Below are 13,692 nucleotides of genomic sequence, written 5' to 3' on the forward strand. Positions count from 1 at the left end.
TAACATAAGCCCGGAATCCGGGAGTCCCTCATGTTCGAACACCTGCGCGCCGCGGCGCGCCTGCCCCTGCTTTACCTGCTGCTGGCGCTGTCGGCCGGTTCCGCCGCCGCCCGCGACTTCAAGGTGAAGCCCGGAGACCTGCCGGAGCTGCGTGCCGACGAGGGCTACCTGCTGGTGGCGATGGACACCGACCTGGCGGTGCGCTCGCTGAAGTTCCGCGCGGTCGACAGCGCCTTTTCCGGCGGCCGCCTCGGCGGCATTCCGGTCGGCACGACGATGGCGCTCTACGTGGTGCCCGCGGGCGAATACCGCTGGGACCGGGTGAGCCTGGGCTGGTTCCGCTGGAGCCTGCGCGAAGACAGCGAGGCCCGCTTCGATGTCGTCGCCGGCAAGGTCAACTACGCCGGCGACCTGGTCTACCGCAACCTGCTGACCCGTCATTTCGCGAATCGCGGCCTGCGCGCGCTCGACTGGCTGCAGGACCAGCATCCGCGGATCGCGGAGCGCTACGAGTTCGCCTACAGCGGCCACTACCCGGATCCGTTCCCGGCCTTCTACCGCGAGCGGCTGGCGGCGACGCCGCGTCCGCCGGAGGACGCCCGCCTGCCGGCGCCGGCACCTGGGCCGCTGCCGCTGCCGGTGCGTGAGTTGTGGAAGGAGTCGCGGCTCGAGTCGATCGCGCTGAGCCCGGGCGGACGCTGGGCGGCGGCCGCCCTGCGCGCCGGCAAGGACGACTACCGGCTGGACGTGTTCGACCTCGACGCCGAGACCGGGAGCACGGTGCTGACCAGTGCCGGCGAGATCGCCGACGTGCTCTGGGTCGCCGACGACATCCTCGCCGCCTACGTCCAGACCCTGCGCGGCGAGCGCACGATGTTCATCCGCCTCGCGCCCGACGGCGGCCCGCCGGCGGTCTACACGATGCCGCGCGGCGGCGTCGTCGTGGACAGCCTGCCGGCGGATCCCGACCACGTCGTGTTCGGCAGTTTCGGCAGCGACCGCCGCTTCATGCTGCACCGGATCGACGTGCGCGCGCCGCACTACCTGGACAGCTGGCGGTGGCCGGCACGCGAGCGCCTCAACGGCGGCCTCGAGCGCGACGAGCGCTGGTATCTCGATGCCCGCGGCGTGGTGCGGGCGGCGATCGTCGCCCGCGACGAGAAGGACGAGGAAGGCGAGGACAGCACGACCTGGGACCTCGTCTGGCGTCCGGGACCGGGCGCGCCGTTCGCGGCAGTGCTCAACATCGAGGACCCCGACGGCTTCCGCCCGCTGGCGATGTCGGCCGACGGCGGGCTGATCTACGGCACGATCGAGCAGGAACGGGCGCAGCGCGAGCTCGTGGCCTTCGATCCGGTGCAGAAGCGGATCACCGACACCCTGTTCTCCCGTCCCGGCACCGACGTCGTGCGGGCGCTGTTCGACCGCTCGCGCCGGCTGATCGGCGCCGGCTACTACGACGGCGGCTATCTGGTCAGCGAATACTTCGACGAGGCCGGGCGCGGGCTGACGGCGTCACTGGCACAGGCCTTCCGCGAACGCACGGTGTCGATCGTCGGCCGCGACCGCGACGACCGCCGCCTGTTGCTGATGGTCGACGGCGCCGACCAGCCGGCGCAGGTCTACCTGCTCGACCGCGCCTCGCGCCGTGCCAGCCTGCTCGAGGAAACCGCACCGTGGCTGCAGGACAAGCCGTTCGCGCCGGCGCGGACGCTGAAGGTCGAGACGGCCGACGGCTTCGCGATCGAGGCCTTCCTGACCCTGCCGCCCGGCGACGGTCCGCGACCGCTGGTGCTGATGCCGCACGGCGGCCCGATCGGTGTCGCCGACCGCCTGCATTTCAACCGCAGCGTGCAGTTCGTCGCCTCGCTCGGCTACGCGGTGCTGCAGGTGAACTTCCGCGGCTCGGCCGGCTACGGCAACCGCTTCCGCGAGGCGGCTTATCACGGCTACGGCACGGTGATCGAGGACGACATCGAGGCGGCGCTGGAGGCCGCGCTCGCGCAGTTCCCGCTCGATTCCTCGCGCATCTGCGTGGTCGGCGCCAGCTACGGTGGCTATTCCGGCCTGAGCCTGGCGGTGCGCCGGCCCGGGCGCTTCCGCTGTGTCGTGTCGATGTCCGGCGTCAGCGACCTGTCGCTGTTCTTCACCGCCAGCGACACCGGGCGCTCGGAGCGGGGGCGCGAGCTGCTGGAAGAGGCGATCGGCGATCCGAATACCGATCTCGAGCGGATGATCGCCACCTCGCCGCTGTTCCACATCGACCGCCTGACGACGCCGGTGATGCTGGTGCACGGCCGCGAGGACGTGCGCGTCGATTTCGAGCACACCCGCCGCCTGCTGCGCATGCTGAACCTGGCGGGGCGGCCGCCGGTGCTGCTCGAGTTCGAGAAGGAAGGCCACGGGCTGGACGACATCGACAACCTGGAAGCGACCTGGCACGCCGTGGCCGGCTTTCTGCGCCAGCATCTGGAGGGCAAGGTCTTCCCGGCGGAAGCGGGCGCGGCCGCGGCCGATTCCTCGAAGTAGCGGCAGACCTCAGTCGCCGGCGCGGGCGGTGCCGCGCAGGCGCTGGATCATGCCCACGACGCCGACGACGAGCAGGCCGGCGATGATGCCGGCGACGGCGTTGAGCAGCATCGCGATCGCCCACGCCATGCCGCCGTCGCCGGCGACGTGATCGGCGAAGTGGTGCAGCGGCGGAATCGAGTGCACCAGGATGCCGCCACCGACGAGGAACATCGCCGCGGTGCCGGCGAAGGTCAGGAACTTCATGAACCACGGCGCCGCGGCGAGGATCGCCCGCCCCGCCGCGCGGGTGGCGCGGCCGCCACGGGCGCTGAGGTGCAGGCCGAGGTCGTCGATCTTGACGATGCCCGCGACGAGGCCGTAGACGCCCACCGTCATGATCACGGCGATCGCGGCCAGGGTGCCGACCTGCACCGGAAAGGTTTCGCCGGCCGCTGTGCCGAGGCTCAGCACGATGATCTCCGCTGAAAGGATGAAGTCGGTGCGGATCGCGCCGCGGATCTTCTGCTTCTCGTGCGCCACCAGGTCGATCTTCTCGTCGGCGACGGCCTGCACGAGGGCGCGGTGGTGCTCGGCCTCCTCGGCCTTGTGGAAGAACTTGTGCAGCAGCTTCTCGGCGCCCTCGAAACACAGGAAGGCGCCGCCGATCATCATCAGCACGACGATGATCGGCAGGTCGATCCCACGTCCGCGCAGCCAGCCCTCCAGCCAGCTGATGCCCAGCGCCAGTGGCACCAGGACCGCCTTGTTCACCGCCGAGCCCTTCGCCACCGCCCAGACCACCGGAAGTTCGCGGTCGGGCTTCACGCCGTTCACCTGCTGCGCGTTCAGTGCCAGGTCGTCGCCGAGCACGCCGGCGGTCTTCTGGGTGGCGACCTTGGTCATCGCGGCGACGTCGTCGAGGATCGAGGCGATGTCGTCGAGCAGTACGAGCAGGCTGGAGGCCATGAGCGGGTCCGTGGGGGCAGGGGGCGAATGGTAACAACGGTCCCGGACGGCGCTAGGCTTGCGGCAACCGTCACGGAGACCCGCCATGCGCCGCGTCCGTCCACTCGCCGTTCTGGTCGCTGCCGCTTCGATCGCATTCGCCGCCGCCGCGCCGGCGCGGGTGCTCGACCGGTCCGCGTCCGGCTTCACCCTGCAGAACGAGGCGGTGGTGCCGGTGGCGCCGGACGCCGCCTGGGCCGCGCTGGTCGGCGAGGTCGATGCCTGGTGGCCGCGCGACCATCGCTGGTGGTCCGACAGCCGGCTTGCGATCGAGCCACGCGCCGGCGGCTGCTTCTGCGAACTCGCCGGCGAGCGCCAGGCGCTGCACATGCTGGTGACCTTCGTCGACCCGGGCCGCACGCTGCGGATGACCGGTGGGCTCGGCCCGCTGCAGGGGATGGGCCTGCATGGCGCGCTGGAGTTCCGGCTGCAGCCCGAGGCGGGCGGCGGCACCCGCATCACCCTCTGGTACCGCGCCGGCGGCTATCTGCCCGACGGCGCGCCGGCCGGCGATCCGGCCGACCTCGTGGGCTTCGTGCCGATCATCGACCGGGTACAGGCGCAGCAGCTCGGCGGACTGGCGACGAAGCTCGGCGGCAGCGTCATCACCGGGCCGGCCGCGGCGACGGCGGACTGACATGGCGCAGTCACTGGCCGAGGTCGCGCTGCGGGTGCGCGAATACGACGAGCTCTACGGCAATCGCTGGGACCTGCTGCAAGCGGCGGCCGCATGAGTACCGCCGTGCAGTGGCCGGTGGTGATCGCCCATCGCGGCGCCAGCGGTTCGCGCCCGGAGCACACGCTCGCGTCCTACGCGCTGGCGATCGGCTGCGGCGCCGACTTCATCGAGCCGGACCTGGTCGCGAGCGCCGACGGCGTGCTGGTCGCGCGCCACGACAACGCGCTGTCGGCGACCACCGACGTCGCCGCGCGGCCGGAATTCGCCGGTCGCCGCTGCCGCAAGTGCATCGACGGCGAGGACGTCGAGGACTGGTTCGTCGAGGATTTCACCTGGGCCGAACTGGCGACGCTGCGTGCGCGCGAGCGCTTGCCGGAGCTGCGCCCGGCCTCGGCGGCGCACGACGGCCGCTACGGCATTCCGCGGCTGGCCGACATCGTCGCGCTGGTGCGGGCGGCGGAGCGGCGGGGCCGCCACGTCGGCATCTATCCCGAGATCAAGCATCCGACCTGGTTCGCGGCCGAGGGTCGGCGTGGCGACGGCAGGCCGATCGGCATCGACCTCGGCGCGGCGCTGCTCCGCGAGCTGCAGGCGCTGGAATTCACCGATCCGGCGCGGATCCGCGTGCAGTCCTTCGAGCCGGCGAGCCTGCTGGCGCTGCGGCGGCGGCTGGATGCCGCCGGGCTGCGCTGGCCGCTGGTGCAGCTGCTCGGACGGCTCGATGCCGAAACGCCGTACGACCTGCGCTGGCACCACGCGCACGGCGACGCCGCCGGGGCGGTGTACGGGCCGCTCGCGCCGCTGTTCGCGCAGGGCGAGGTGAGCTACCGGCGGCTGGTGCAGGCGGATGCGCTGGCGGCACTGCGTGGTGTGGTCGACGTGCTGGCGCCGCACAAGGACGATCTGCTCGAGGCCGGGGAGGGCGACCGCGCCTGGCTGGCGCAGGCCTCCGCGCTCGGTTTCGCGGTGGTGCCCTACACGTTGCGCGCCGAATCCGGCGGTGCGGTGCAGGCGCGCCGGCTGCTCGAACTCGGGGTCGACGGCTGGTTCATCGACCAGCCCGCGCTGGGGGTCGCGGTCCGTGCCGCGTGGCGGCAGGAGCGCTGAACGGCGCGCCGGCTATCATCCGCGCATGGCGAAACTCGTGTTCAACCTGCGCAATGTGCCCGACGACGAAGCCGACGAGGTGCGCGCGCTGCTCGATGCGCGTCGCATCGACTGGTACGAGACCAGGCCCAGCCTGTGGGGAATTTCCGGCGGCGGCCTCTGGGTGAAGGACGACGCGCAGGCCGACGCGGCCAGGGCGCATCTGGCCGACTACCAGGCCGAGCGTGCCCGGTGTGCCCGCGCCGCGCGCGCGGAAGACCTGCGCGAGGGACGCGTCGAGGGCAGTCTGGAAGGCATGCGCCGGCGTCCGCTGCAGAGCCTGCTGGCGATCTTCGGCATCCTGATGATGCTCGCGCTGGTGATGCTGCCGGCGCTGCTGCTGCGCTGACGGGTTGGTCGGCGGCGGCGATCCGTGGACAATCCGGCGACCCCTTCGCCGGACACGCGCATGACCCAGACCGTGAACGCCACCGACGCCGCCGGCCACGGCCGGATGCCGACGCAGATCAAGTACATCATCGGCAACGAGGCCTGCGAGCGCTTCAGCTTCTACGGCATGCGCAACATCCTGGTGCCGTTCCTGATCGGGTCGATCCTGCTCGGTTACCTGCCGGACGAGGTGGCCCGCGAAGGCGCCGCCAAGGACCTGTTCCACAGCTTCGTCATCGGCGTGTACTTCTTCCCGCTGCTCGGCGGCTGGCTGTCGGACCGGTACTTCGGCAAATACAACACGATCCTGTGGTTCTCGCTGATCTACTGCGCCGGCCACGCCTGCCTGGCGCTGTTCGAGTCGAATGCCACCGGCTTCTACACCGGCCTGTTCCTGATCGCGCTCGGTTCCGGCGGCATCAAGCCACTGGTGGTCACCTTCTGCGGCGACCAGTTCGACCAGAGCAACAAGAGCAAGGCGAAGGTGGTGTTCGACGCCTTCTACTGGATCATCAACTTCGGTTCCTTCTTCGCCTCGCTGCTGATGCCGCGCGTGCTCGAGAGCTGGGGTCCGAAGTGGGCCTTCGGCATTCCCGGCATCCTGATGTTCGTCGCCACCCTGATCTTCTGGCTGGGCCGGCGCGAGTACGTCAACGTGCCGCCCTCGCGCGGTACCGATCCGGATTCCTTCCTCGAGGTCGTGAAGTCGGCGCTGCTGCGCAATGGCCACGGCACCGGCACCTTCCTTGCCGGCGCATCGGTGGTACTGGCGGCGGTCATGCTGCTGCTGTGGGCGGTGTCGGCGTCCACCGGCGCCGCCGTCTGGCCGCAGGGCTGGGGCTTCGTGATCACGTTCTGCCTCGCGCTCGGCGCACTGATCGCCGGCATCGGCATCGGCGCCTCGCTGCAGCTCGAGCGCGCGCGCGGCCGTCACCCCGATGTGGCGATCGACGGCGTGCGCGCGGTGCTGCGCATCCTGGTCGTGTTCGCGCTGGTGACGCCGTTCTGGTCGCTGTTCGACCAGAAGGCTTCCACCTGGGTGATCCAGGGCACGAAGATGGTGGTGCCGCACGAGGCCTGGTGGTGGCCGAGCTGGCTGGTGACCAGCGCCACGCAGATGCAGGCGTTGAACCCGCTGCTGATCATGCTGCTGATCCCCTTCAACAACCTCGTGCTCTATCCGGCGTTGCGGAAGATGGGCTTCCAGGTGACCTCGCTGCGGCGGATGGGCTGGGGCATCGGCATCTCGGCGCTGTCGTGGGTGATCGCCGGCGTGCTGCAGCTCTGGCTCGACGGTGGCGCCGAGGTCTCGCTGGCCTGGCAGACGTTGCCCTACCTGCTGCTGACCTTCGGCGAAGTGCTGGTGTCGGCCACCGCGCTGGAGTTCGCGTACAGCCAGGCGCCGATGGCGATGAAGGGCGTGATCATGGCCTTCTGGTACCTGACCAGCACCTTCGGCGGCCTCTGGGTGCTGCTGACGAACGCGACCGTGCGCCGCCCGGAGGTCGTGCAGTGGATCACCGCCCAGGGCTGGACCGAGAACGCCTTCCTGATGTTCTTCTTCGCCGGCTTCGCACTGGTCGCCGCCTTGGCCTTCGCGGCCTATGCGCGCGCCTATCCGATGCAGGAGAACTACCGCGCCGCCTGACGGTCGCGGCCAGCGAGCTCAGCCCGGCGGTGTTGCGATCGCCGCCGGGACAGGTGGCGACGGCGGCGCCGACCCGTCCGGTTCGGCCGGTGCTGCGCCGACCACGCGCGGCGCCCGTCCGAGGAGTTCCGGCAGTCGGTTGTGGACCGGCCGGTTGTCGCGCCGCAGCAGTTCCCAGTGAGCGAAAGAAAACGGCGTGACGTGCAGCAGGTCGCAGGCGTGCGCCCCGAGCCGCGCCAGCCAGCCCGGGACCGGAATGACGCGTGCCGGTGGCCGACCGAGACCGCGCCGTAAGGCCGCGACGTGTTCGCGCAGCGGCCGGGCCTGTTCGCCGCCGAGTTCGTACGCGTCGAGGCCGGCATGCGCCCGCTCGGCGAGCCGCGCGATCGCCTCGCCGAGGTCGGCGACATCGAGGGCGGCGATGCGGCCGTTGGCATCCGCCGGCAGGGGCAGCAGCGGCCAGGCCGCGACCCGGCGCAGCCAGCGTGCGCCGTAGCCGCCCTCGGTGGCGTCGAGCAGCGAAGGCCGGACGATGCCGCCGCGCACGCCACTGGCGCGCACCGCCGCCTCGCCGTCGCGTTTCGAGCGCAGGAAGCGGCTGCGCGCCGGGGCGTCGAGTCCGAGCGCGGAGATGTGCAGTAGCGGGATACCCGCTGCGGCGCAGGCATGGGCCAGCGCGCCCGGGGCGAGGTGATGGACGCGGTCGTAGGTCTCGTGGCCGCGCTGGCGCAGGATGCCGACGCAGTTCACGACGAGCGCGACGCCGGTCAGCAGCGGTCGCCAGGCGCGGGGGTCCAGCAGGGTTTCGAAACGGGCGCGACGCCGCTCGCAGTGGCGGGCTTCCGTCGGCAGCCGGCGGGCGGCGCGGGCCGGGCGCCGCGAACCCACGATCACCGGGTGTCCGCGGCCGAGCAGGGCGGTGACGACATGACCGCCGACGAAGCCGCTGCCGCCGAGCACCAGGATGGGCAGGGCATTCCGCGAGGGGTCGGCTTCGGCGAGGTCCTGGCCGGCGGCGTCCGCGGAGGACGGGGGCTGCACCGGAAACCGGAAGTCGCGCATGACGGCAGATCCCCTTGTTCCAGTAATTTCTGTCTTGACAGAAAAGTACGACGAGACTAGCTTGACCGCAAGCCGGAATCCATACCGATGAGCACCGAGCCCGCCCCGTATCCCGCCGATCCCCTGTCGCCCCTCGGCCGCCGCTTCGTCCTGCACTGGGGCGAGATGGGCTCACGCTGGGGGGTCAACCGCACGGTCGCGCAGATCCACGCGCTGCTGTTCTTCACCGGTCGGCCGATGCATGCCGAGGAGATCGCCGAGATCCTCACGGTCGCCCGCAGCAACGTCAGCAACAGCCTGCGCGAGCTGATCAACTTCAAGCTGGTGCGCACCGTCCACCTGATGGGCGAGCGCCGCGACCATTTCGAAACCTCGCGCGACGTCTGGGAGCTGTTCCGCACCGTCGTCCGCGAGCGCAAGGCGCGCGAGTTCGATCCCACCGTGGCCACCCTGGAGGCGATCACTGCCGACCCCGCCTTCGCCGCGGAGGATGCCGATGCCCGCAGGCGCATCGCCGAGACGCTGGCGCTGATGCAGTCGCTGTCGGCCTGGGGCGAGGAGATGCTGCGGCTGGATCCGGCGACCCTGGTGAAGGTGATGAAGCTCGGGAACCGCATCCAGAAACTGCTGAGGGACGACGCATGAGCACGCACACCGACGCTGCCGCCACCGTGGTGTGGCCGCTGACGATCTTCTACGACGCGTCCTGCCCGCTGTGCCGGGAGGAGATGCATGCGATCAAGGCGTGGGACCGCGGTAACCGCCTGCGCCTGCGCGACGCCTCCGCGCCCGGCTTCGCCGATGCCCGCTGCGCCGCCGCCGGGGTCGACGTGCCGGCGCTGATGCAGGCGATCCATGCCGTCGACGGTGCCGGCCGCTGGTACCGCGGGGTCGGCGTGTTCGAACTGGCCTACGGCGCCGCCGGGCTGCACAGCGTCGCCCGAATGTTCGCGCATCCGCGCCTGCAGCCGCTGTGGGAGCGGCTCTATCCGTGGATCGCGCGCTTCCGGCAACCGCTGTCGCGGCTCGGCATCAACCGGCTCTACGGCTGGGGCGTACGGCGGGCGGCGGCGCGCGCGGAGCGTCGTGCCGCGGGTTGCCGCGACGGCGTCTGCTCCCTCCCGGATCACCGGCAGGTGCCGGGTCCGCGTCGCGCTTGCTAGGCTGCGCGGCGTTTTCCCGGACGCCACGATGACTCCAGACCCCACCCGCCAGCCTCTGCCCAGCCCCGCAACCCCGCCGCCGCGCCGTCGGAATCCGCTCCTCGCCGCGATCGCTCCCTGGGTCGCGGCGGTCCTGCTGATCACCAGTACCTGCCTGCATGTGCCGGTGCTGCTGGCGGTGGCGCTGTTCAAGGCGGTGCTGCGGATTCCGGCCTGGCGGCGGACCTTCGACGCGTGGCTGATGGCGATCGCCGAGAACTGGATCGGCATCAACAGCGCGATGATCGACCGCTTCACGAGCACGCGCTTCGTGATCGAAGGGCTCGAGGGCCTGCGCCCGGACGGTCACTACCTGGTGCTGGCCAACCACCGCAGCTGGGTCGACATCCCGGTGCTGCAGAAGGCCTTCAACCGGCGCATCCCCTTGCTGCGCTTCTTCCTGAAGAGCCAGCTGTTCTGGGTGCCACTGCTGGGCCTGGCGTGGTGGGCGCTGGATTTCCCCTTCATGCGCCGCTACACCAAATCGCAGATCGCGAAGAACCCGGCCCTCGCCGGTCGCGATGTCGAAGCGACCCGGCGTGCATGCGCGAAGTTCCTGACGATCCCGGTGTCGGTGATGAACTTCGTCGAAGGCACCCGCTTCACCGGCGCCAAGCATGCCGCGCAGCAGCCGCCGTACCGGCACCTGCTGCGGCCGAAGGCCGGCGGCGTCGCCTTCGTGCTGGGGGCGATGGGGCAGGCGATCGACGCGGTGCTCGACGTCACGATCCACTACGACACCGGCACGCCGAGCTTCGCCGACCTGTTCGCCGACCGCATCGGCGTGGTGCGCGTGCACGTGCGCGAACTGCCGGTCCCCGAAGGCTTCGCCGGCGGCGACTACGAGAACGACCGCGCGTTCCGCGTCCGCTTCCAGGCCTGGCTGAACGGGCTGTGGCAGGAGAAGGACGCGCGGCTCGAAAGCTGGAAAGGCGAGTAACGAGCGGAGAGTAACGAGTAACGAGTAGCAACTCGCGCTTCGCGCGGCCGCGCCGCAGGCGCGGGCTTCCACTCGTTACTCGTTACTCTCCACTCGTTTCTCGCTGTCAAAGTCGCGCGGCGGCGAAGGTGTCGCAGCGCGCGAACTCGCCCGTTTCGAAGCCGATGCGGAACCAGCGGACGCGCTGTTCCGAGCTGCCGTGGGTGAAGGAGTCGGGGACCACGCGGCCCTGGCTCTGGCGCTGCAGGGTGTCGTCGCCGATCGCCGTCGCGGTGTTCAGCGCTTCCTCGAGGTCGCCCGCCTCGAGCCAGGCGTGGCGCTGCTGCGCATGGTGCGCCCACAGGCCGGCGAAGCAGTCGGCCTGCAGTTCCTGGCGCACCAGCGGGCCGTCGGCGCCCTCGGCACCGCCGCGGCTGTTGCGGCTGCGGTTCACCTGGTCGCTGACGCCGATCAGCGTCTGCACGTGGTGGCCGACCTCGTGCGCGATCACGTAGGCCTGGGCGAAATCGCCGCCGCCGCCGAGCTGGGTACGCATCTGCTGGAAGAAGCTCAGGTCGATGTAGACCTTGCGATCGGCCGGGCAGTAGAAGGGCCCGACTTGGGCGGTGGCGCCACCGCATCCGGACTGCACCGCGCCGCTGAACAGCACCAGGGTCGGCGGCGGGTAATTCAGGTTGCTGGCGCGGAACACCTGCGTCCACACATCCTCGGTCTCGCCGAGGATCGCCGCGACGAACTGCCCCTGTTCGTCGGTCGGCGCGGTGTTCGGGCCGGACTGTTCCACCGGCGCCGGGCCGCCGGACTGCTGCATCAGTCCGAGCATCTCCAGGGGATTGATGCCGAACAGCATGCCGATCACCAGCACCGCGACGGTCCCGCCGAGGCCGAGGCGCGCACCGCCGCCGCCGAGGCGGGCCGGGCCGGCACCCCGCCGGTCGTCGACATTGGTGCTCTGCCGCGCGCTGCGCCACTTCATGGTCCGGTCTCCGTCATGGGTCGGGCGATTGTTGCCCAAGGCCGTGCCATCGGCGAGTGAGGATGCGCCCGTCCCCCGGGGTGCCGCGTCCGCCCGTGAACGGGTAGAGTCCGGCAGTCACCGTCCATTGCGTTTCGCCGGAGCCTGCATGAACCAGCCGTCCTCGCCACGCCAGCTGACGCTGCGCGCGGTCGTCCTGTCGATCATCCTGGCGGTGGTGCTCGCCGCGGCCAATACCTACCTGGGCCTGTTCGCCGGCCTGACGATCGCCACCGCGATCCCGGCCGCGGTGATGTCGATGGGCGTGCTGCGCGTGCTCGGCGGCGGCACGATCCTCGAGAACAACATCGTGCAGACCGGCGCCTCCGCCGGCTCCTCGATCGCCGCCGGCGTGATCTTCACGATCCCGGCGCTGATCATCCTCGGCCACTGGCAGACCTTCGAATATTCCTGGGTGCTGGCGATCGCCGGCCTCGGCGGTCTGCTCGGCGTGCTGTTCTCGGTGCCGCTGCGGCGCTCGATGATCGTCGAGGAGCCGCTGCCGTTCCCCGAGGGCAAGGCGGCCGCGGAAGTGCTCAAGGCCGGCGAGAACCCCGGGCCGGGCCTGAAGATCCTCGGCATCGCCGCCGTCATCGGCGGCTTCGTGAAGCTGGCCGCGCAGAGCGGCCTGCGGCTGATCCCGGACACCGCGGCGGCTTCCGGCTTCTTCGGGAAGTACCTCGGCTACATGGGCACGAACCTGTCGCCGGCGCTGCTCGGCGTCGGCTACATCGTCGGACTGAACGTCGGCATCGTGGTCCTTTCCGGCGCGGTGATCAGCTGGCACATCGCGATCCCGGCCTACCACGCGATGTTCGCGGCCACCGATCCGGCCCTCGCCGGCATCGGCGCCGAGGACGCGGCGTGGACGATCTGGTCGACCCAGATCCGCTACCTCGGCGTCGGCGCGATGCTGATCGGCGGCATCTGGACCCTGTTCACACTGCGCAATTCCCTGCTCAGCGGCATCCGCAGCGGCATCGCCGCCGCCCGCCAGTCGCGCGACACCGTGATCGCCGACACCGAGCGCGACCTGCCGATGAAATGGATGCTGGTGGCGCTGGTGATCTTCGTGATCCCGCTGGCGCTGCTCTACCAGGCGGTGGTCCAGAGCTGGGGTGTGAGCATTCCGATGACGATCATCATGATCGTCGCCGGATTCGTGTTCGTGTCGGTGTCGGCCTATCTCGCCGGCCTGGTCGGCTCGTCGAACAATCCGGTGTCGGGCATCACGATCGCGACGATCCTGTTCGCCTCGCTGGTGCTGATGCTGCTGCTGGGCAAGGACTCGCCGATCGGTGCGGTGGCCGCGATCATGATCGGCGCGGTCGTCTGCTGCGCGGCGGCGGTCGGCGGCGACAACCTGCAGGACCTCAAGGCCGGCTACCTGGTCGGCGCGACGCCGTGGAAGCAGCAGTTGATGCTGATGATCGGCGCCTTCTCCTGCGCGCTGATCATGGCGCCGGTGCTGAACCTGCTGGCCGAGGCCTACGGCATCGGTGCGCCGACGCCGGATCGCCCGGATTCGCTGGCGGCGCCGCAGGCGACGCTGATGGCGTCGGTGGCGCGCGGCATGTTCGGCGGCGACCTGCCGTGGACGATGATCTGGATCGGCGCCGGCATCGGTGCGGTGATCATCGCCTTCGACGAGTTCCTGAAGGCGCGCAAGTCGAACTTCCGCGTGCCGGTGCTGGCGGCGGCGATCGGCATCTACCTGCCGCTGGAACTGATGGTGCCGATCTTCCTCGGCGGCCTGCTGTCCTGGCTGGTCGAGCGCCGGCACGGCGTCGACCCGCACGACGAGGAGGCGCGCGACCGCGTGCACCGTCCCGGCACCCTGTTCGCCGCGGGCCTGATCACCGGTGAGGCGCTGATGGGCATCGCGATCGCGGTGCCGATCGTGGTCAGCGAAAACCCCTCGGTGCTGGCGATGGACGGCCGCTGGAATGTCGGCGAGATCGGCGGCCTGATCGTGCTGGCGATCGTCGCGGCGTGGATCTACCGCGTCGCGGCCAAGCGTAGTTCGTAGTTCGTACGAGGTACGAGGTACGAGGTACGAGGTAGTGTCGGGACGGGCGATAGCACTCGCCGTCC

The 13,692-nt window shown here is 70.6% G+C and carries 12 protein-coding genes; 9 read left to right on the forward strand and 3 right to left on the reverse strand.

From position 1 onward, the window contains the following. Positions 1 to 30: 30 nt before the first annotated feature. Positions 31 to 2,529 (forward strand): alpha/beta hydrolase family protein, encoded by a 2,499-nt coding sequence (locus tag K311_RS0102375; protein ID WP_026815993.1) that lies wholly within the window; start codon positions 31 to 33, stop codon positions 2,527 to 2,529. A 9-nt stretch (positions 2,530 to 2,538) separates the two neighbouring features. On the opposite strand, the gene K311_RS0102380 is transcribed toward K311_RS0102375, so the two are convergent. Beyond that, positions 2,539 to 3,477: a DUF808 domain-containing protein gene (locus K311_RS0102380; RefSeq protein ID WP_026815994.1), complete on the reverse strand. Its 939-nt coding sequence runs from the start codon at positions 3,475 to 3,477 to the stop codon at positions 2,539 to 2,541. Positions 3,478 to 3,562: 85 nt separating this feature from the next. Here K311_RS0102380 and K311_RS14900 point away from each other — a divergent pair, with 85 nt between their 5' ends. The 4 genes from K311_RS14900 (at position 3,563) to K311_RS0102405 (ending at position 7,379) form a co-directional block, all read left to right on the forward strand. Next, positions 3,563 to 4,153 carry an SRPBCC family protein gene (locus K311_RS14900; protein ID WP_051239391.1) on the forward strand — a complete coding sequence of 197 codons (591 nt, stop codon included), beginning with the start codon at positions 3,563 to 3,565 and terminating at the stop codon, positions 4,151 to 4,153. Positions 4,154 to 4,246: 93 nt separating this feature from the next. Continuing rightward, positions 4,247 to 5,302, forward strand: a complete 1,056-nt coding sequence (locus tag K311_RS14905; protein ID WP_043798369.1) for a glycerophosphodiester phosphodiesterase family protein — start codon at positions 4,247 to 4,249, stop codon at positions 5,300 to 5,302. A 25-nt stretch (positions 5,303 to 5,327) separates the two neighbouring features. After that, positions 5,328 to 5,690, forward strand: a complete 363-nt coding sequence (locus K311_RS0102400; RefSeq protein WP_026815995.1) for a DUF6164 family protein — start codon at positions 5,328 to 5,330, stop codon at positions 5,688 to 5,690. Positions 5,691 to 5,750: 60 nt separating this feature from the next. Beyond that, positions 5,751 to 7,379 carry a POT-type proton-dependent oligopeptide transporter gene (locus K311_RS0102405; protein WP_026815996.1) on the forward strand — a complete coding sequence of 543 codons (1,629 nt, stop codon included), beginning with the start codon at positions 5,751 to 5,753 and terminating at the stop codon, positions 7,377 to 7,379. An 18-nt stretch (positions 7,380 to 7,397) separates the two neighbouring features. On the opposite strand, the gene K311_RS14910 is transcribed toward K311_RS0102405, so the two are convergent. Continuing rightward, positions 7,398 to 8,441 (reverse strand): NAD-dependent epimerase/dehydratase family protein, encoded by a 1,044-nt coding sequence (locus tag K311_RS14910; protein WP_051239392.1) that lies wholly within the window; start codon positions 8,439 to 8,441, stop codon positions 7,398 to 7,400. Positions 8,442 to 8,528: 87 nt separating this feature from the next. Between K311_RS14910 and K311_RS0102415 the strand changes: the two genes are divergently transcribed. Genes K311_RS0102415 through K311_RS0102425 form a run of 3 tightly spaced genes read left to right on the forward strand, consistent with a single transcriptional unit; the run spans position 8,529 to position 10,583 of the window. Further along, a complete protein-coding gene (locus K311_RS0102415) occupies positions 8,529 to 9,086 on the forward strand; it encodes a GbsR/MarR family transcriptional regulator (RefSeq protein ID WP_051239393.1) in 558 nt (185 codons plus the stop codon). Then, positions 9,083 to 9,604: a thiol-disulfide oxidoreductase DCC family protein gene (locus tag K311_RS14915; RefSeq protein ID WP_051239394.1), complete on the forward strand. Its 522-nt coding sequence runs from the start codon at positions 9,083 to 9,085 to the stop codon at positions 9,602 to 9,604. The genes K311_RS0102415 and K311_RS14915 overlap by 4 nt, the downstream gene beginning before the upstream one ends. A 28-nt stretch (positions 9,605 to 9,632) precedes the next feature. Next, the gene (locus K311_RS0102425) at positions 9,633 to 10,583 is read left to right on the forward strand and encodes an acyltransferase (protein WP_081683230.1); all 951 of its coding nucleotides are present in this window, start codon (positions 9,633 to 9,635) and stop codon (positions 10,581 to 10,583) included. Between the two features lie 106 nt (positions 10,584 to 10,689). Here the strand turns inward: K311_RS0102425 and ypfJ are convergent, their stop codons facing one another. Continuing rightward, positions 10,690 to 11,559 (reverse strand): KPN_02809 family neutral zinc metallopeptidase, encoded by an 870-nt coding sequence (gene ypfJ / locus K311_RS0102430; RefSeq protein ID WP_026815999.1) that lies wholly within the window; start codon positions 11,557 to 11,559, stop codon positions 10,690 to 10,692. A 148-nt stretch (positions 11,560 to 11,707) separates the two neighbouring features. Here ypfJ and K311_RS0102435 point away from each other — a divergent pair, with 148 nt between their 5' ends. Beyond that, entirely contained in the window at positions 11,708 to 13,627 is a 1,920-nt protein-coding gene (locus tag K311_RS0102435; protein ID WP_026816000.1) for an OPT family oligopeptide transporter, read from the forward strand. Positions 13,628 to 13,692: the final 65 nt, after the last annotated feature.

It is taken from the genome of Arenimonas composti TR7-09 = DSM 18010 (assembly GCF_000426365.1).
Classification (GTDB): Bacteria; Pseudomonadota; Gammaproteobacteria; order Xanthomonadales; family Xanthomonadaceae; genus Arenimonas; species Arenimonas composti.

Coding starts and splice junctions, on each gene's coding strand:
- ypfJ (WP_026815999.1), bottom strand. CDS start 11,559: ATGAAGTGGCGCAGCGCGCGGCAGAGCACCAATGTCGACGACCGGCGG.
- K311_RS14900 (WP_051239391.1), top strand. CDS start 3,563: ATGCGCCGCGTCCGTCCACTCGCCGTTCTGGTCGCTGCCGCTTCGATC.
- K311_RS0102425 (WP_081683230.1), top strand. CDS start 9,633: ATGACTCCAGACCCCACCCGCCAGCCTCTGCCCAGCCCCGCAACCCCG.
- K311_RS0102415 (WP_051239393.1), top strand. CDS start 8,529: ATGAGCACCGAGCCCGCCCCGTATCCCGCCGATCCCCTGTCGCCCCTC.
- K311_RS14910 (WP_051239392.1), bottom strand. CDS start 8,441: ATGCGCGACTTCCGGTTTCCGGTGCAGCCCCCGTCCTCCGCGGACGCC.
- K311_RS0102400 (WP_026815995.1), top strand. CDS start 5,328: ATGGCGAAACTCGTGTTCAACCTGCGCAATGTGCCCGACGACGAAGCC.
- K311_RS0102435 (WP_026816000.1), top strand. CDS start 11,708: ATGAACCAGCCGTCCTCGCCACGCCAGCTGACGCTGCGCGCGGTCGTC.
- K311_RS14915 (WP_051239394.1), top strand. CDS start 9,083: ATGAGCACGCACACCGACGCTGCCGCCACCGTGGTGTGGCCGCTGACG.
- K311_RS0102375 (WP_026815993.1), top strand. CDS start 31: ATGTTCGAACACCTGCGCGCCGCGGCGCGCCTGCCCCTGCTTTACCTG.
- K311_RS0102405 (WP_026815996.1), top strand. CDS start 5,751: ATGACCCAGACCGTGAACGCCACCGACGCCGCCGGCCACGGCCGGATG.
- K311_RS14905 (WP_043798369.1), top strand. CDS start 4,247: ATGAGTACCGCCGTGCAGTGGCCGGTGGTGATCGCCCATCGCGGCGCC.
- K311_RS0102380 (WP_026815994.1), bottom strand. CDS start 3,477: ATGGCCTCCAGCCTGCTCGTACTGCTCGACGACATCGCCTCGATCCTC.